This window comes from Mycolicibacterium tokaiense, from assembly GCF_010725885.1.
Classification (GTDB): Bacteria; Actinomycetota; Actinomycetes; order Mycobacteriales; family Mycobacteriaceae; genus Mycobacterium; species Mycobacterium tokaiense.
The window spans coordinates 1-17,960 of record NZ_AP022600.1 but is presented as its reverse complement, the minus strand read 5'-3'; the positions used below and the strand labels follow the sequence as shown (position 1 = coordinate 17,960).

Here is a 17,960-nt window from a genome sequence, read left to right as displayed (position 1 = left end):
TAGGGTTGCGCGCGTGGCGATAGTCGGAGTCGGTATCGATGTGGTGTCCATTCCGGAGTTCGCCGAGCAGGTCGACCAACCGGGCACGATGTTCGCCGAGACGTTCACGCCGGGGGAACGCCGCGACGCCGCCGACAAGAGTTCGGTGGCGGCGCGGCACCTGGCGGCCCGCTGGGCGGCGAAGGAGGCCGTGATCAAAGCCTGGTCCGGATCGCGGTTCTCTCAGCGACCGGTGCTCCCGGAGGCCATCCACCGCGACATCGAGGTGGTGACCGATATGTGGGGCAGGCCCAAGGTGCGGCTCACCGGTTCCATCGCCGAGCATCTGGCCGATGTCACCATCCACGTGTCGCTGACGCATGAGGGTGACACCGCGGCGGCGGTCGCCATCCTCGAGACCCCCTAGGCCGAGCAGACGCGAACTCGGGTGATTCGTGACCGAATCACCCGAGTTCGCGTCTGCTCGCGGGGTCTAGGGTTGGCCTCATGACTGATCTCGTCGCACGCGTTGCCGAAGTGCTGCCGTCGGTCCGCCGGGACCTCGAGGACCTGGTGCGGATCCAGTCCGTATGGGCCGACCCGGCCCGTCGCGATGAGGTGCACCGCAGCGCGCAGACGGTCGCCGATCTCTTCACCGGTGTCGGATTCGGCGACGTCCGCATCGTCAGCGAAGGCGGCGCGCCTGCCGTCATCGCCCGTCATCCCGCGCCGGCGGGCGCACCCACGGTGCTGTTGTACGCCCATCACGACGTGCAGCCCGAAGGTGATCCTGCACAGTGGCATTCGCCGCCGTTCGAGCCGGAGGAACGCGACGGCAGGCTCTACGGGCGCGGCACCGCCGACGACAAGGCGGGCATCGCCACGCATCTGGCGGCGCTGCGCGCATTCGACGGCTCTCCGCCCGTCGGGGTCACGGTGTTCGTCGAAGGCGAAGAGGAATCGGGGTCACCGTCGCTGAGCGCGCTGCTGGCCGAGCACCAGGACCTGCTGGCCGCGGACGTCATCATCATCGCCGACTCCGACAACTGGAGTAGCGAGATCCCGTCGCTCACGGTGTCGCTGCGCGGTCTGGCCGACTGCGTGGTCGAGGTCGAAACCCTGGACCACGGACTGCATTCGGGGATGTGGGGAGGCGTGGTGCCCGACGCCATCTCGGCGTTGGTGCGCCTGCTGGCCAGCCTGCACGACGACGACGGCAACGTCGCGGTGCGGGGTCTGCATCAGGGCACGGCCACCGACGTGGACTACACCCCGGAGCGGGTGCGCGCCGACACCGGCATCCTCGACGGGGTGCGTGAGATCGGCGATGGATCGGTGCCACAGCGGTTGTGGGCCAAGCCGGCCATCACCGTCATCGGAATCGACACCACCTCCATTGCGGCGTCGTCGAATACGTTGATCCCCAAGGCCCGGGCCAAGGTGAGCATGAGGGTGGCACCCGGGGGAGATGCAGCCGCACACCTGGATCTGCTGCGGGCGCATCTCGAGGACCATGCGCCGTGGGGCGCGAAGGTGACGGTCACGCCCGGCGACGTCGGCCAGCCGTATGCCATCGACGCCAGCGGCCCCGTCTACGACGCGGCGCGGACGGCGTTCAAGCAGGCGTGGGGTGCCGATGCCGTGGACGCCGGCGTGGGTGGATCCATTCCGTTCATCGCCGAGTTCGCCGCTGCGTTTCCCGATGCCACCATCCTCGTGACCGGTGTCGAGGACCCGAACACGCAGGCGCACAGCATCAACGAGAGCCTGCATCTCGGCGTGCTGCAGAAGGCGGCGACGGCGGAGGCGTTGCTGCTGGCGGCGCTGGCGCAGACCGCGGACTAGGCGGACGCGGATCTGCCGGTGCGGGACACCGCGCGCGCATGACGTGCCGCCAGGGCCTCATAGCGTCGGGCGTTGGCCACGGCCGCGGCGCGTTCCTCGGCGGTCAGTGTCCGGCGCACGGTGGCAGGCACACCCACCACGAGGGAGTGCGCCGGGATCAGGGCCCCCTCGGGTACCAGTGCCTTGGCGGCGATGAGGCTACCGTCACCGACCGACGCGCCGTTGAGCACCACCGCACCCATACCGACCAGGACGGCGGAGCCGATGGTGCAGCCGTGCAGAACGGCAGAGTGGCCTACGGTCACCGACTCGCCGATGGTGACGTCGAGTCCCGGATCGGCATGCACCACACAACAGTCCTGCAGATTCGTCCCTGCGCCGACGGTGATGGCGCCGGTGTCGCCGCGCAGCACCGCGCCGTAGAACACTCCGACACGCTCAGCCAGCGTCACCTGTCCGATCACCGATGCTGTATCGGCGATCCAGCTTGTCGGATGGACGTTGGGGACGTGTTCGTCGAATTGGATCTGCACGGGGGCCTCCTGGAGAAATACACAATATTCAACGATTATCGATGTTCAGGGCGGCCTTGGGCGGCTCGGGCCCGTCGACGATCGCGATGACCCGGCGCCCGCTCGGTCCGGCAGCAGCGCGGAGCGCTCAGGTAGGCATAACCGTAATTGACTGATTGGCAGCACTTCTGATTGCCGGGAATACGTGGTACGTGCCGGTCGCAGGGGGATCGGACATGCTCAGACCAGCCAGGATTGGAATTCTAGTTTTTATCGATTATCGATGCTAGGGTCTGGGCAACGTTCGAGCGGTGTCAGCCGGCCCGCTCGGCATGGCGGCGACGATCGAGGTGTGATGACAGGCGAGAGCGAACTGGGCCCCGCGGCGATGCAGAGCAGTGACGCCGTGCTGGCCGCTCTGGGACTCCCCACGCGCGGTCAGGTGTACTCGTTGGCGCTGCCCCGCTTCACCGGCATGCCGCTGTTCGGAGCGCACCCACCCTTCCAGGTGTCGATGTATCGCACCCCGGCCGGACTGCGGGGCGACGGTAAGCAGCCGTGGGGGCCCGGCAACGAGGTCAACCTCGGTTACATGGCCGAGCTGGTCAGCGGCACATCACATTCCGGCGCCCACGTCGACGCACTGGCGCACATGACGATCGGGTCCGATGACCACTGGTATTGCGGAAACGCCGGCGAACACCTGGGCGACGGCGGGCCCACCCGCGGCGACGGCGAGAAGTTGCCGCCGTTCATCACCCGGGGTGTCCTGCTCGACGTTCCCGGATATCGGGGGGTGCAGGCCCTGGACGCCGGTACGGCCGTCGGCGCCGCGGAACTACAGGCGGTGGCCGAACACCAGGGCGTCTCGGTCCGGCCCGGCGATGTCGTCCTGATCCGCAGCGGGTACCTGAGTCAATGGCCCGACAGCGACGGATTGGCGCGCCACCGCACCGCAGGCCCCGACATCAGTGCGGCCCGGTGGCTGCTCGAATGTGGGGTGGTGGCAGCAGGCAGTGACACCGAGACCTTCGAGGTGCAACCGGCACCCGACCCTGGTCACCCCGCCAATCCGCAGCCTGTACACACCCTGCTGCTGATCGAGAACGCCATCTACCTGTTCGAAGGCATCTATCTGGAAGAGATTGCCCGGGAACGTGTTTACGAGTTCCTGTTCATTGCCCTGCCGCTGAAGATCAAGGGTGCAACGGGCTCCATGCTCGACCCGGTCGCCATCGTCTGACTGAAACCGAAAGCGAGATGTTGTCATGAAGGCTCTTGTCCTGACTGCGCCCAACGAGTTCTCCATCGAGGACGTCGCTGATCCGTCCCCCGGGCCCAACGAGGTCCTCTGCAAGGTGCGCCGGGTCGGCATCTGCGGCACCGACGTGCACATGATCCAGGGCGACTACCCGATGTGGCCGGCCTACCACCCGTTCATCCCGGGGCACGAGTGGACCGGTGAGATCGTGGCGCTGGGCGAGGGTTCCGGCGACTTCGGCTTCGCCGTCGGGGACCGGGTGGCGGGCTCGTCGCACTCGCCGTGCAGCTACTGCCGCAACTGCATCAAAGGCCGCTACAACCTGTGCCTGAGCTACGGCAACCCCCGCTGGCACGACCACTACGGGCACACCTCCCAGGGCAGCTTCGCCGACTACGTGGTGCACAACATCCGCAGCGTGTTCAAGGTTCCGGACGGCCTGGACTACGACCAGGCCGCGGTGGCGGATCCGGGTTCCATCGCCCTGCACGCCACCAACCGCGGCCAGGTCACTGAAGGCCATGCCGTCGTGGTCGTCGGCGCCGGACCTGTCGGTGTGCTGGCCGCTGACTGCGCCCGCGCACTGGGGGCTTCCCGCGTCATCGTCGCCGCCCGCGGCGCGCGTCTGGACATCGCGGCGAAGCTGGGCTTCGAGACGCTCGACACCACCCTCGATGATCCCGTGGCGGCCCTGAGATCGATGGTCCCCCTCGGCGCGGATGTGGTGGTGGACGCAGCAGGCACTCCCCAGTCGATCCCGCTGGCACTGTCGATGCTCGCCCGCGGTGGCCGTTGCTCCACCGTGGGCATTCCGACCAAGGAGATGTCCCTGGATCTGGCGCCCCTGGTTCTCGATGAGCTGGAACTGGTCGGGGCCCGCGCGGTGGCGGGGGAGATGAGCTCCATCCTGGACCTGATGGCGGACGGGCGCGTTCGCGCCGGTGAATTGGTCACCCACCGTTACCCTCTCAGTGAATTCGGGACCGCCCTGGAGGTGACCGCCAACCGGACCGACGGCGCCATGAAGGTCCTGATCGACATGGATCTGGAGTGACCCCGGACGGCGACACGGCGGGCCTTCGGGTCGTTGTCGCCCCGGACAAGTTCAAAGGCTCGCTCACCGCAACGGAAGTGGCCGGCATCGTCGCACAGACCGTACGTCGGCACGCGCCTGGCGCCACCGTCATCGAGTGCCCGATCGCCGATGGTGGTGATGGCACGGTGGACGTCGCGCTGCGTTCGGGATTCACGGCGGTGGACGCCAAGGTGGTCGGTCCCCTGGGCGGTGTGACCACGACGGCGCGGTATGCCCGGTCCGGCCGCACCGCGGTGATCGAGCTGGCCGCCGCGGCCGGGCTGGGTTTGATCGAGCGCCCCGATGACTTGACTGCCGCGTCCACTTCCACCTACGGGGTCGGGCTGCTGGTGACCCACGCACTTGATCGAGGTGCCGATCGAATTGTGTTGGGGCTCGGGGGAAGTGCCACCACCGACGGCGGGGCCGGCATGGTCACCGCACTCGGTGGTCGGCTTCTGGATTCGCGGGGAGGACCGCTGGCCCGCGGCGGTGGCGCGCTGGCGGAGCTGGCAGTGCTGGACCTCGCGGACCTCGACCCGCGGCTGCAGACCGTCGACCTGGTGTTGGCGTGCGACGTCGACAACCCTCTGCAGGGCCCTGACGGCGCTGCCGCCGTGTACGGGCCGCAGAAAGGTGCGCAGAGTCCGGCGACGGTCGCCGCACTCGAACGGGGGCTACGCCGGTGGGCAGACGTGGTGGCCGCGGTGACGGGACGTGATTTTCGCGGCCTTGCCGGCTGCGGCGCCGCCGGCGGAACCGCGTTCGGCGGGGTTGCGGTGCTGGGCGGGCGGATCACGTCCGGATTCGAAATGTGCCTGGAGCTTTCGGGCCTAGGGGAGCATCTCGAAGATGCTGAACTCGTCATCGTCGGTGAGGGGTCACTGGATTCGCAGTCCCTGCGTGGTAAGGGGCCTGCGACCCTCGCCGCTGTCGCCGCCCGCCGAGCGCGGCGGGTGGTGGCGTTGAGCGGGCGCTGCGTGCTCTCCGATGGGCAGCTACGGGCGACCGGGATCGACGCCGCCTATGCGCTGACCGACGTCGAACCCGACCCGCGGGTGTGCATGAGCGAGGCGCCGCGCCTGCTGGAAACCGTGGCGGCGCGGCTGGCCCAGGACTGGCTCAGGAGTCGATCGGATTGTGCTGCTGATGAATTCGTGACGCCGGGTCGAAGCGCCGGAAGATCTCACTGACACCCAACTGGTGCGCGCGCGCACGGGTGGCGGCCAGATCTGCGTTGCGGTCCCGCAGCGCGGCGAGAATACCCAGGTGCTCCTGCATGATCACGTCGACGTCGATGTCGGGCATCGTCAGCGTGATGAACGTGCGGGCGAACGGCTCGAGCTGGTCGAAGACCCGCTCGATGGCCTTGTTGCCGGATGCCAGCGCGATGAGGCGATGGAACCGGGCGTCGGCCTGAGTCAAACCGGGGATATCGCCGGCGGCGCGGCAGCGGACCATCTCGTCGTACGCGGCCTGGAGCTCCTCGAGCGTCTTGTCCGACAGGATCGGTGTCGCAATCCGGGCGGCCAAGGCGTCGATCTCCGAACGCACCAGGCTGACGTCGCCGAGTTCGGCCCCGGTCGGGACTCGGACGCTGGCCCCGCGCCGGGAGTGCATCTCGATGAGCCCGATCGCGGCGAGATCGCGCAGCGCTTCCCGGATGGGTGACTGGCTGATGCCCTGTTCCTTGGCCAGCCGGAGCTCGACGATGCGCTCGCCCGGCTTGTAGTAGCCGGACATGATGCGATCCAGGAGCAGGCGCTTGACTCCGGTGGAGAGAAGTTCGCCGCCGACGGCGGGAGCCGTCTCACTTGTTGTCATGTTCTTTTCTCCACCGGGTTGCGCGATACGTTTCAGTCTCTCACGATCCGCCCACGCCGCGGTCGTGTGACATCAGGACGAACTGCCGCGCAGGTGAAGGCGTTGCCGGGCCTCGGCAGGGGTGGCCAGCTCACGGTGCAGTGCCTGCGCGATCATGGTGACGCGGTTGACCTGGTCGCTGCTTGATCGTGCGAGCGTACCCGGTCCGTCCCACAACGAGTCCTCGAGACCGACCCGGGCGTTTCCTCCCATGGCCAGCGCGACGGCGGCGGTCCGGATCTGCGCCGCGCCGGCTCCCAGCACCGACCACTCCCAGTCGTCGCCGAACAAGCGCATTGCAGTGCGCCGCATGTGCATGAGGTCCTCGGGATCGGCGCCGATGCCACCGAGGAGCCCGCCCACGGTCTGGATGAACAACGGGGCCTGCACCAGGCCGCGATCCAAAAAATGCGCCAGGTTGTAGAGGTGAGACGTGTCGTAGCACTCGAACTCGAACCGGGTGCCCTGATCACCGCAGGTTTTCAGGATGCGCTCGATATCGGCGAAGGTGTTCTTGAAGACGAGGTCCTTGTTGCCCAGATGAGCGCGTTCCCAGTCGTGCTCGAGATCGGTGAAACGCCCCAGCATCGGGAACAGCCCGAAGTTCATCGTGCCCATGTTCAGCGACGCCAGTTCGGGCGCGAGTTCCACCGCCGGACGGACACGTTCGTCAACGGTCATGTGTGGACTGCCGCCCGTCGTCAGATTGATGACGACATCGGAGCTCTGGGTGATGGCGGACAGCAGCTCTTTGAACAACCCGACGTCTTGGACCGGGTGGCCGTCGTGCGGGTCGCGCACGTGCAGGTGCACGATCGCCGCACCCGCCTCGGCGGCGGCGAGTGCCGCGTGCGCGATCTCGTCGGGGGTGACGGGAAGGTAGGGCGACATGGAGGGGGTGTGGATGGCGCCGGTGGGCGCGCACGTCACGATGGCGGTGGCCATGATGAGCCTTTCGGTAGGGCGTGGAAGGGGTCAGTTCGTCATCACGGCGGTGTCGATGTCGGGTTCGATCTTCGCCACGTGCAACGCACCCGAGCGCATCAGGCTCAGGCTGTACCCGTGCAGGAAGGACGGCTCCCCGGGTTCGTCGCCGAGGAAAGTCAGCGCCACCGAGCGCAGCACGGGTGAATGGGTGGTGCCGAGGACCACCCCGCCGTCCCACACGGGGACGTCGGCGAGGCTGCGGGTGAACGCTTCGATCCGCCGTCCGACGCTGCGCGCCGTTTCGCCGGGTGGATGCGCATGAGCGGCCCAGAAGCCCACCCGGTCCTTGGCGGTCAAGAACTCGCGGTACCAGGGTGATGCCTGCACCTCCTCCGGGCCCAGGGGCGGAACCTGGTCGGCGAAGTCCTGCGCCGAGCTGACCATGTTCACCCGGAAACCGCCGAGGTAGAGATCCGGATTGCGCAGAGCGGTGTTGTTCTCGATCTCGGCGGTCACCCCGGCGTCGGTCGCCGTGTCGTACCCGGCCTTGAAGTGTTCGGCGGTGGTGCGGGCCCTCGTGGTCCCTCCGTGCATGAAAGCAGCCAGCCGCCAATTGTTTTCGCCGAACCACCGGCCGGCCGCGACTGCTTGGTCGACGCCTGCCTCGGTGAGCGGCACATCCCCGCGGTGTGACGCCACCTGGCCGTGGCGCAGAAGCACCAGACGCACCTGTACCGAGTCCTCCATGTGTTCCTCTCTGTAGATCTGCGACGGTGTCAGGCGCTGCTGCCGACGGTTTCCGTTGCGGCGGCGTGCTGCCTCCAGCGCTGCATGAACAATTCGTAGACCGCGTCGGCGAAGACCTCGTCGTTGATGTTGTTGTCCATCTCGACCAGCTCGATGTCGTCGTCGAGATGGGTACGGATCGACTCGAACAGGGCCGTGACATCGACTCCGTGCCACTGGCTGCCCTCTTTGAAGTAGTTGTCGAGTCCACTTAGCGGCAGCGCGACGGCCTTGGGACCGGGTGCGCGGTTGACGTGATCGGCGACGTACTCGCCGAGGCGCCGCAACTCATCCTGGGTGGCCAGCAGTGAGGTGATGTTGGGATTGTGGATCAACACGTTGCGCTCGACGGTGTTGAATTCGGCGGGAATGGTGTCGACGGCGCCGAAGTTGAAGCACTCCACCGCGCCCGGGACCACGACCAGCGGCACGGTGGTGCGGGTGGCCGCCGAGAGCCGTTCCACCCCGGGGTCGAAAATGCCCTTGTTCCAATGGTTGAGCAGCTCCGCCAGGGTGAAGTCGATGACGCCGCTGATCACCCCTTTGTCGATGAGGTGCTCCATGCCGGCACCCTCGCCCACCGCGTGGAAGGTCACCACCTCGAAGCCGTTCTCCTCCAGTTGCTCGCGGATACGCATCACGCCCGGGGTGGTGACACCGAACATCGAGATCGCGATCAGCGGCTTGCTCTCCTGGCTGTCACGCTGGGTGAGGCTGTAGCCCTTGGCCATTCCGGCCACTGCGCGTGCCGCGTTGCCCAGTACCTGCTTGGAGATGGTGTTCAGCCCGGCGATGTCGGTGACGGCGTTGGCCATGTGCATGTCGGAGAAACCCACGTAGGGGCGGGTGTTGTTCGAGGCCATGGTCGAGACGATGAGTTTGGGAAAGCCGATGCCGAGTTCGCGAAAGGCGCCGCTGAGCAGGTCGGTGCCGCCGGTTCCGCCGAGACCCATCACCGCGTCGATCTTGCCGCCATCGGCCAGGCGCTGCAGCACCCGGGCCAGGCCTTCGCCCATCTTCGTGACGGCCAGTACCCGGCCGCCCGTGCCCTCGACACCCCTACGGAACTCGTCGACCTCGACGCCTGCTGCAGCGGCGACCTCGCTCGCGGGGATGCTGGGCTCGAAGTGCGGGTCGCCCAGCACCCCGCAGTCGATCACCAGCACGTCGACGCCGGTGGCGAGCAGGCTGTCGCGGACGAAGGCGTACTCGACGCCCTTGGTGTCCAGTGTTCCGGCCAGGCAGACAACGGGTTTGCGGGTCATGTCCATTCTCCTCATCGGTGGGGTGGTGCGTCGGTGTGTGTGTCATCGCCGCACCGCCCGGATCGGCGGCGCAGGGTGTGTTCGGTTGTGGGCGGTTACAGGCCGGACGTGGAGCGGTGGATCTCCCGCCAGACCCGTTCCGGGGTCAGCGGTAACTCGGTGATCTGGGCGCCGATCGCCTGGGCGACAGCTCCACCCAGGGCGCCCGCGGTGCACAGCAGCGCACCTTCGCTGATGCCCTTGGCTCCGTAGGGACCCGGGCCGTCGTGGTTCTCCACTGCGCCCGTGACGAACTCGAGCGGGACATCGTTGAATGTCGGGATCCGGTAGTCGAGGGCGCCCAGGTTGCGAATGCGGCCATGGTCGTCGACCAGGAGCTGTTCCATCTGGCTGTGGCCCAGTCCCATGATGGCCGCTCCTTCGTCCTGCGAGGTGACCTGGAGCGGGTTCAGTTCGGTGCCGACGTCGCTGACGGTGACGTGCTTGGTCAGCAACAGTTCGCCGGTCTCGAAGTCCACCTCGGTTTCGATTGCGGTGCAGTTGAACTCGTAGAACGCGGCGTCGCCGCCGAGGGGGTGCCCCTTGACGCCCCGCAGGCGGCAGGTGCCCTGGCCGATGAACTCCCCACGCAGCGAGCCCAGGGCGGCCTGGGCGGCCTCGGCCAGCGGCAACCGGCCGGCCGGGGTGATCAGGAAGCCGGGCTCCTCGGCGAGCTGCTCGGCCGGGATACCGGTGGACTCCGCATACAGGTCCAGAACGCGGCGGCGGATGTCGCGGCAGGCGTCGAGCACGGCATTGCCCATGAAGACCGTGGAGCGGCTGGCGGAGGTCTGCAGGTCGAACGGCACGGCGGCGGTGTCCCCGCTGACGACGTGCACGGCATCACGGTCGGCGCCCAACTCGTAGGAGACGATCTGCTGCCACAGGGTGCGCGCACCCTGGCCCATGTCGCTGGTGCCCGCGTAAGCGATGACGCTGCCGTCGAACAAGAACCGCACCAAGCTCTGCGAGAGTCCGGTGGTGGCACCGGGTTTGATGCCCACGGCGATTCCCACTCCGGTGCCCGCGGGCCGCGGCCGGTTCCAGTCGATCAACTCGGCCGCCTTCTCCAGGCATTCGTGCCAGTTGCCGTCCGAGACGGCCTGGAAGGCCCCGCGGACGAAGGGTTCGCCCTGGGTGACCAGATTGCGCCGACGGATCTCCAGGGCGTCGATGCCGAGCTGCGTCGCGGCGGCGTTGAGCTGCGACTCGGTGGCCCAGGCCACCTGGGGTGCGCCGAAACCGCGAAACGCCGTGCTGGGAGTGGTGTTGGTCTGTACCGCGCGGGCGTCCACCCGCACGGCCGGAATGCGGTACGGGCCGGCCCCCACGTAGCTGCCCTTGGCCATCACGCGGGGCGCGACGTCGGCGTAGGCGCCGATCAGGAAGTCGCAGTCCATCACATGGAAGGTCAACCGTCCGTCCCGGGTGAACCCGGTGCGCGCGGTGATGCGGGCCCCGGCGCGGCGCATCGACTGGAAGGTCTCCTCCAGCGAGAGCACCAGACGGCAGGTGCGGCCGGTGCGCATGGCGAGGAACGCGATGAGGGGCTCGTGCTTGGGGTTCTGCTTACCGCCGAACGCGCCTCCCGGATCGGGTGCGAGTACCCGGACCTTGCTCAGCGGCAGGTCCCACACCGAGGCCAGGGTGCGCTGCAGAAGATAGGGGTGCTGGACGGGGGAGTAGATGTCGAGGCCGCCGTCGGCGGTCGGTACCGCCACCGCTCCGCCCGGTTCGATGGGGAAGTGGGTGACCATGGGGAAGCGGTAGACGTTCTCCACCACGACGTCGGCGCGCGCGGTCTCCGCGTCCAGATCCCCCCATGAGTAGGCAGCGGACTCCAGCACGTTGGTGGCGTCGTCCCCATCGTCGAGGGTGGCCTGCCGTACCACCGGGGCGCCGGGCGCCAGTGCGGCGTCGAGGTCGTAAACACCTGTGGTCTCGCGGTATTCGATCTCCACGGCCGCCGCCGCTGCTCTGGCCTGGTCCACGGAGTCTGCGATCACCGCAGCCACGGCTTCGCCGTGGTAGGTCGTCGATCCGGTTGCGAGCACCGGCCGGTCCTTGTGGGACACCCCGAACCGGGGAACCGGTTGGGGTAGATCGGCGGCGCTCACGATGTCGACGACACCGGGCAACCGCCGGGCAGCGTCGGTGTGGACCGCCAGGATCTCCGCACATCCCACCGGCAGGGTGACCAACACAACGTGGGCTGCGCCAGGGAAACGCAGGTCGCTGAGAAACTTCTGGGCCCCGGATACCCGGTCCTGGCCCCCGTAGCGCAGGACGGACTGCCCCACGTCGCCGAGGTCGGACCGGCCGTGATCGACCGCGACGTCGTCCAGACGATCGGCGGTGCTAGTCATGATTGCTGCTCCTGCGACGGGCGGTGGCCTGCACCGCGGCCACGATGCGTTGGTAACCCGCGCACCGACATAGGTTGCCCGACATCGACTCTCGGATCTCGGTGGCCGAAGGGTCCGGGTTGGTCCGCAGCAGGTACTCCGCCGACATCACCTGACCGGGAATACAGAACCCACACTGCACTGCGCCGGCATTGAGGAACTCCTGCTGCAAATCGCTCAGGCCGCCGCGGCCGAGGCCCTCGATTGTCGTGATGTCGCATCCACCCGCTTCGGCGCACAGCATCAGGCACGAGTTCACCGCCTGTCCGTCGACCAGCACGGTGCAGGCGCCGCATTCGCCTTCGGCGCAGCAACTCTTGGTACCGGTCAGGCCGATGTCGTCACGGAGTGCGTCGAGCAGTGTGCGGTGCCCGGGTGCCTGCACGCTGATGGGGGTCCCGTTGACCGTCATCTGCGTCTCACGCAGATCGACGTCAGTGGATCTCTGGGTCACGATGCCTCCCTGCGGGTTCGGCGGTGTGCGGCGGTCAATATGGCGCGGCGGGCAAGCGCCCGCAGCGTGGCGGCGCGGTAATCCCCCTCGGCGCGGACATCGGAGATCGGGGTGGCCGGGCCGACCAGCTGTTCCAGGTGGCTGTCGGTGACCGTGCCGTCGACAAGCCGGAGGCCGGGCGCCTCGCTCAGCAGGGGAGTAGGCCCCACGGCGCCCATGCCGAGCCGCACAATGCCGTCGGGGTCGACCGCTGCGGCGACGCTGACGCTGGCCAGGTCGACTCCTCGTCGCCGGGTCAACCGTTGGAACGCACTGCCGGAGACGGTCTGCGGTCGGGGCAGGTCGAGTCGCACCACCAGTTCGTCCGGGCCGCAGCGGGTCAACCGGGGCCCGAGGTAGAAGTCGCGCAAGGCGACGGTGCGCTCACCGTTGGGGCCCTGCACGGTGACCGTCGGGTCGTAAAGGAGCAGCGCGGGCACGGTGTCGGCGGCGGGCGATGCGTTGCAGACATTCCCGATGAGGCTGGCTCGGTTGCGAATCGCCACCGAGCCGACCAGATCGGCCGCCTCGACCAGTCCCGGGTAAACCTGACGGATCAGCGGTTCGGCTGTCAGTGCGGCCATCGTCAGAGTGGGTCCGATGCGGACGCGGCTTTCCTCGATGACGATCGGCGCGGGGAGGTCGGCGGGAGTTTTGAGATCGATCACCACCGCGGGGTTGACCGTGCCGTGCCGGACGCCGACCAGCAGATCGGTGCCGCCGACCAGTAGGCGGGCGTCCGCGCCGTGCTCACCGAGCAGCTGCACCACCTCAGCGATGGTCGCCGGCGCGTGGTAGCGGGGCATACCTGACCTTTCTCAACAGTGAGAACATTCGGTAATCGATAATCGTTGATGGTAGGGCGGCTCACAGCGTGGGTCAATAGAGACCGGGGTAACTGCTGGGCCCAAGCTGCGGCCGGATGCTTCGCGCAGCCGTCGACAAATGCACACGCTCTCCCGGGCGCCCCAACGCACTCTGTCAACCTAGCGCCGCGCACGTCGGAGGGAGGTCTGTTCGAGCAACATCTTTGTGCCATCCGCGACGTCACCCATGCCCGTCCCCTCATAATGGGACACAGTTTCTGTTGTGCCTGAACGCTTTCGGTCACCACCAGCGTGCGGCGTCCGGCCGCTGCCGCAGGGGCGCCGGCGACGCCCGGGCGCGGCGCTGCGGTCAGGGCCCATTCGGCGGTCCGGGCGAAATCACCGGGGGACAGAAACCCCGGGGCCGGCGAGGGGGCGGCCGATTGTTCTCAGCTGACAGGGGTGTGAGTTCTGCACCCGTGGCGTCGCCGGGCGGTGTGCGTCGGATCGCTGAGGGTTGACGTCTGTGACGGCCCTCACTAACGTCTACAGATTATCGATTAACGGTTATCGAGGAGATGTGGATGACGTGGTTCAGAATGGGACAGTGGGCACCCGCGCACTGCCGTGTCCGGATGCGGCCGGCTGAGCGGACAGCCGTCCGGATCGCGGGTGAGATGCCGTGATCGATCTGGTTCTCATCGGTCTGATCGAGGCGGCGCCGCTGGTGCTGGCTGCGATCGGTTTTACGCTGATCTACTACCTCAACGGTTTCATCAATGTCGCCTTCGCCGAAACCATCACCTCGGGCGCCTATTTCGCGGTGTTCTTCAATCAAGTGCTGGGCCTCGGTTTTTACCTCGCGATCATCCCCGCGGCCATCGCGGCAGGGCTGCTCAGCGTCGCGACCTACCTGTTGGTCTACCGGCCCGCCCTCAACCGGGGAGTGGGCGTGGTCGAGATGATCGTGCTCTCGGTCGGAGTGTCCTTCCTGTTGCGACACTTGCTGCGGGTGGTCTTCGGCGTGGAGACCTACCTGTTCGACCTCGGCGAGCAGACCTATCTGTCAATCCTGGGCACCGGTGTGACAAGCGTGCAGATCTGGGCGCTGGTGCTGGTGGTGGTCATGGTGACCGTGGCCTACCTGATGACCTACCGCTCGAAGTACGGACAGATGATGCGCGCCCTGGCCAGCAACCGGGACCTGGCCGTGGCCAGTGGGATCGATCCCACGAAAGCGTCGATCCTGGTGTGGTTCATCGCCGGGGTCGCCGGCGGCTTGGCCGGGATCTTCCTTGGTGTCTTCGCCTTTGTGGACTACCAGATCGGGTGGAACCTCATCCTCATCATCGTCATGGTCGCGATCGTGGGCGGTATCGGCAACGTGCGCGGGGCCCTGATCGCCGGCGCCGCGGCCGGCGTTGCGGTCAGCTTCCTGACCTGGCTCACACAGCCGCTGTACGCCCAGGTGCTGCTGCTCGCCCTGTTCATAGTCGTGTTGCGCCTCAAGGCCACCCGGAGCGGCGGGGGCTCCCGCCGTTCGCTGCTGGCGCTGGCGGGAAGGAGCTGACAACCATGGATGCCTTGATCTTTCCGCTCTCCACGATGGCCGTGATCATCTCCCTCGGCGCGCTGCTGCACCTGCAGTTCGGGCGCACCGGCATCGTCAACTTCGGTGTGGTCGGCTTCTCCGGCCTCGGCATGTACCTGACCGCCATCCTGGTGGTCAACCATGGCTTCAATTTCGGTGTGGCACTGGTGGTCGCCTCCATCGTCACCGGCCTGGTGGCCGCGGTGCTGGGGTGGTTCATCCTCGACCTCGACAGCGAGGCGGTGCTGGTCGCCACGCTGGCCTTCGCGACCATCGTCTACTACCTGGTCACCACGGAATCCGCGCTCACCGGTGGTGTGGTGGGTCTGGGCACGGTGCCGTTCCCGTTCGATCTCGGTGACTACGACCTCACGCAGATGACCTACCTCGTGGTGCTGGTCCTGGTGGCTGCCGGTCTGCTCTGGTACGCCTGGCAGGTCGGTCGCACGCCGTACGGCCGGCTCATGCTCAGCATCCAGGACAACGAACCGCTGAGCCGGAGCCTGGGTAAGTCCACCTTCGGCCACAAGGTGATCTTCTTCGCCGTCACCCGCGCCGCGATGGGACTGATCGGTGGGCTGGAGGCCTCGGTGAACCAGTTCCTGGTACCTCGACTGCTCACCGCCGACGCCACTTTCGTCATCTGGATCGCCCTGATCCTCGGTGGCCGCAAACAGGTTCTCGGCATCGTCGTCGGCGCCGTCCTCACCTTCGGGTTGTTCGACATCATCGTGGAGCAGTACGTCGCGCTGCCCCGTGAGTACGCGCACCTGCTGCCGGACATGAAGCTGATGCTCTTCGGCCTAGTGCTCATCCTGGTCATCATGTTCCGCCCTGCAGGACTGCTGGGGGCGCGGCGGCGCAGCACCGGACGTCCTCCCGCCGAGGTGGCCGCATGACCGAACACGTCCCCGCTCCCACTTCGGAGGAGTCCGAGATGACGCCCACCACCGTTCCCGCCGAACGGAAGCCGGTCCTGCACCTGCACGGTGTCCGCAAGAAATACGGCGGACGCACCGTCGTCGACGTCGCCGACCTGGCGCTGGGGGCCCACCCGATCGAAGGTCTGATCGGTCCCAACGGCGCCGGCAAGACCACCCTGATGAAGCTTGTGACACAGGCTGTTCCGGCCTCGGAGGGGCGCATCGTCTACCACCGCGCCGGTGATGGGAGTGGCGAACGGGATCTGGCCCGGATGACGCAGGACGCTATCGCGCGTGCCGGCGTGGTCAAGAGCAATCAGGTGATCCAGGATTTCGACAGCCTGACCATCCGGGAGTCTCTGCTGCTGGCGCTGGCATCGTCGAGTCGGGAGAAATTCTTCCGGTTGTTCGGGGAGCGGGCCTTCCGGCGCGAGGCGCAGGCGTCGATCGACGAGTACCTGGGTTACTTCGATTTCGCCGATCCCGACGGCCACGCCGGCTCCGCCGGTGAGAAGAAGCTGCTCGACATCGTGCGCTGCCTGCTGTTGCGGCCGGCGTTCCTGCTGCTGGACGAGCCCACCGCCGGGTTGCCGCAGGAGGACACCGATCGGGTGATGGAACTGATGCGGCGCAAGACTGCCGACGGTGAATTCTCCTTGCTCATCATCGAACACGACCTCGATCTGATCTGGGGTAGCTGCTCGTACGTCCACTTCATGGCCGAGGGGCACGTGGTGCTCCAAGGCACGCCGGAAGAGGTCCGGGCCAACGACATGCTGGCCGAGAAGTACCTGGGAGGTACGCATGCTTGAGTGCACGGACATCCGCAGCGGCTATGGCGAAGTCGAGGTGCTGCACCACGTCTCGTTCACCGTCGGCAACGAGATCTTTGCGGTCCTCGGTGCCAACGGGGCGGGCAAGAGCACGCTGATGAAGACCATCTCGCGTCTGCTGCCCCTCAACGGCGGCGCGATGGTGTTCGACGGGACCGACGTCACCACCGTGCCGCCGCATCGCTTCGCAGCCATGGGCATGGCCTATGTCCCCCAGGAAGCCAACATCTTTCCAGACCTCACGGTGGCCGAGAACCTGACCATCGGCGGGATGATCGGAAAGCGCTCGCGCAGTGAGCGACTCGAGGAGATCTTCGAGCTGTTCCCGGCGGTGTCGGACAGGTTCGATCAAGCCGCGGGCACGCTGTCCGGCGGCGAAGCGCAGATGGTGGCGGTGGGGCGGGCCCTCATGCAGGATCCCAAGCTGCTCCTGCTCGACGAGCCGACGGCGGGCCTGTCGCCCAAATACGTCGACCAGCTGTTGACCACCATCCAGCGGATCCACAAGGAGCGCAACCTCAGTGTGCTGCTGGCCGAGCAGAACGCCACCGCAGCACTGGCGGTCGCCGACCGGGCGCTGATCCTCGCGCTCGGCCGGGTGTTCCTCAACACCGAAGCCGCCCAGGTCGACACCTCGGCACTCAAACAGGGCTACCGGATCTAGATCGCACCACCCCACCCTCAATGACGAGAAAGAAGACGACCATGAAACGACTGCTCGACACCAGACGGGTCGGCGCGGCGCTGGCGGCGACGTCCCTGGCGGCGGCCACCGTCGGATGTACCTCCGGGGCGGCCAACAGCTCCGACGGTGCAGCCTGCGCCGACAACAGCAGACCCATCAGCGTGGGCCACCTCAACTACTACACCGGCCCGTTCGCCGATGTGGGGCCGACGTTCGAGGCGATCACCGACCTCACCATCAGCATGATCAACGAGGATCCGCCCCTGGGTCGTCAGTTCGAGGTGGTGCACGACGACATCGGCACCGTCGGCGAGGCAACGGTGGCTCGAAACCTTCTGCAGCGCAACAATGTCGACGTTCTCCTCAATCCTGCACACGAGTACAGCTCCTACCGCGACTTCATGCTGCAGCAGATCGACAAGAACGACGGCCCGCTGATGCCGTCGGTGCACGGCGGATCCATCGACGCCGGAATCGGCGGTAAGCCCGAGGAGGCGTTGTTCCGCGGCGCACCCATGGACACCGCCGCTGCAGTGGCCGGCGTATTGCAGGTCAAACAGTCGGGCGCGCAGCGTGTTGCGGTGGTGGCAACGCAGATCTCGGGCAGCCAGCTGCAGAAGGATGCTGCGGTGGCAGCCGCCCGGGAGATCGGGCTCGAGGTGGTCCAGGTGC

At 67.2% G+C, this 17,960-nt stretch carries 18 protein-coding genes; 10 read left to right on the top strand and 8 right to left on the bottom strand.

What is annotated here, in order from left to right; translation table 11 throughout:
* The first annotated feature begins 13 nt into the window (after positions 1-13).
* Together acpS and G6N58_RS00085 are read left to right on the top strand one after the other, a co-directional pair.
* A complete protein-coding gene (acpS, locus tag G6N58_RS00090) occupies positions 14-406 on the top strand; it encodes a holo-ACP synthase AcpS (protein WP_068918065.1) in 393 nt (130 codons plus the stop codon).
* Positions 407-486: 80 nt separating this feature from the next.
* A complete protein-coding gene (locus tag G6N58_RS00085; protein ID WP_115280239.1) occupies positions 487-1,824 on the top strand; it encodes a dipeptidase in 1,338 nt (445 codons plus the stop codon).
* On the opposite strand, the gene G6N58_RS00080 is transcribed toward G6N58_RS00085, so the two are convergent.
* Positions 1,821-2,357, bottom strand: coding sequence for a gamma carbonic anhydrase family protein (locus G6N58_RS00080; protein WP_115280240.1), 537 nt, complete (start codon positions 2,355-2,357; stop codon positions 1,821-1,823). The two genes, G6N58_RS00085 and G6N58_RS00080, sit on opposite strands and share 4 nt — an antisense overlap.
* Positions 2,358-2,691: 334 nt before the next feature.
* Here G6N58_RS00080 and G6N58_RS00075 point away from each other — a divergent pair, with 334 nt between their 5' ends.
* From G6N58_RS00075 to G6N58_RS00065, 3 genes are read left to right on the top strand one after another with little or no spacing between them, the layout of a single operon-like run.
* Positions 2,692-3,579: a cyclase family protein gene (locus tag G6N58_RS00075; RefSeq protein WP_170314321.1), complete on the top strand. Its 888-nt coding sequence runs from the start codon at positions 2,692-2,694 to the stop codon at positions 3,577-3,579.
* A gap of 25 nt (positions 3,580-3,604) precedes the next feature.
* Positions 3,605-4,651 (top strand): zinc-dependent alcohol dehydrogenase, encoded by a 1,047-nt coding sequence (locus tag G6N58_RS00070; protein WP_163907779.1) that lies wholly within the window; start codon positions 3,605-3,607, stop codon positions 4,649-4,651.
* Entirely contained in the window at positions 4,648-5,865 is a 1,218-nt protein-coding gene (locus tag G6N58_RS00065) for a glycerate kinase (RefSeq protein ID WP_115280241.1), read from the top strand. The genes G6N58_RS00070 and G6N58_RS00065 overlap by 4 nt, the downstream gene beginning before the upstream one ends.
* On the opposite strand, the gene G6N58_RS00060 is transcribed toward G6N58_RS00065, so the two are convergent.
* The 7 genes from G6N58_RS00060 to G6N58_RS00030 form a co-directional block, all read right to left on the bottom strand.
* Positions 5,795-6,496 (bottom strand): GntR family transcriptional regulator, encoded by a 702-nt coding sequence (locus tag G6N58_RS00060; protein WP_115280242.1) that lies wholly within the window; start codon positions 6,494-6,496, stop codon positions 5,795-5,797. The genes G6N58_RS00065 and G6N58_RS00060 overlap by 71 nt on opposite strands.
* A gap of 72 nt (positions 6,497-6,568) precedes the next feature.
* On the bottom strand, positions 6,569-7,480 hold the full coding sequence (kce, locus tag G6N58_RS00055; RefSeq protein WP_115280243.1) for a 3,5-dioxohexanoate:acetyl-CoA acetone transferase: 912 nt from the start codon (positions 7,478-7,480) through the stop codon (positions 6,569-6,571).
* Between the two features lie 30 nt (positions 7,481-7,510).
* Complete coding sequence (locus G6N58_RS00050) at positions 7,511-8,209, bottom strand: histidine phosphatase family protein (protein WP_115280244.1); 699 nt, start codon at positions 8,207-8,209, stop codon at positions 7,511-7,513.
* Between the two features lie 29 nt (positions 8,210-8,238).
* Entirely contained in the window at positions 8,239-9,513 is a 1,275-nt protein-coding gene (locus tag G6N58_RS00045) for a Tm-1-like ATP-binding domain-containing protein (RefSeq protein WP_115281934.1), read from the bottom strand.
* 95 nt (positions 9,514-9,608) lie between these two features.
* Positions 9,609-11,918, bottom strand: a complete 2,310-nt coding sequence (locus G6N58_RS00040) for a xanthine dehydrogenase family protein molybdopterin-binding subunit (RefSeq protein WP_115280245.1) — start codon at positions 11,916-11,918, stop codon at positions 9,609-9,611.
* On the bottom strand, positions 11,911-12,411 hold the full coding sequence (locus G6N58_RS00035; protein WP_232067672.1) for a (2Fe-2S)-binding protein: 501 nt from the start codon (positions 12,409-12,411) through the stop codon (positions 11,911-11,913). Before G6N58_RS00035 ends, G6N58_RS00040 begins: the two co-directional genes overlap by 8 nt.
* Positions 12,408-13,256 (bottom strand): FAD binding domain-containing protein, encoded by an 849-nt coding sequence (locus G6N58_RS00030; RefSeq protein ID WP_115280246.1) that lies wholly within the window; start codon positions 13,254-13,256, stop codon positions 12,408-12,410. The genes G6N58_RS00035 and G6N58_RS00030 overlap by 4 nt, the downstream gene beginning before the upstream one ends.
* A 682-nt stretch (positions 13,257-13,938) precedes the next feature.
* Here G6N58_RS00030 and G6N58_RS00025 point away from each other — a divergent pair.
* From G6N58_RS00025 to G6N58_RS00005, 5 genes are all read left to right on the top strand, one after another.
* Entirely contained in the window at positions 13,939-14,826 is an 888-nt protein-coding gene (locus G6N58_RS00025) for a branched-chain amino acid ABC transporter permease (protein WP_115280247.1), read from the top strand.
* Between the two features lie 5 nt (positions 14,827-14,831).
* Entirely contained in the window at positions 14,832-15,746 is a 915-nt protein-coding gene (locus G6N58_RS00020; protein WP_115280248.1) for a branched-chain amino acid ABC transporter permease, read from the top strand.
* Positions 15,743-16,582 carry an ATP-binding cassette domain-containing protein gene (locus G6N58_RS00015; RefSeq protein WP_115280249.1) on the top strand — a complete coding sequence of 280 codons (840 nt, stop codon included), beginning with the start codon at positions 15,743-15,745 and terminating at the stop codon, positions 16,580-16,582. Before G6N58_RS00020 ends, G6N58_RS00015 begins: the two co-directional genes overlap by 4 nt.
* Positions 16,575-17,267 (top strand): ABC transporter ATP-binding protein, encoded by a 693-nt coding sequence (locus G6N58_RS00010; protein WP_115280250.1) that lies wholly within the window; start codon positions 16,575-16,577, stop codon positions 17,265-17,267. The genes G6N58_RS00015 and G6N58_RS00010 overlap by 8 nt, the downstream gene beginning before the upstream one ends.
* A gap of 41 nt (positions 17,268-17,308) precedes the next feature.
* Positions 17,309-17,960 (top strand): ABC transporter substrate-binding protein (locus G6N58_RS00005; protein WP_163907775.1); only part of this gene is annotated, 652 nt, incomplete at its 3' end.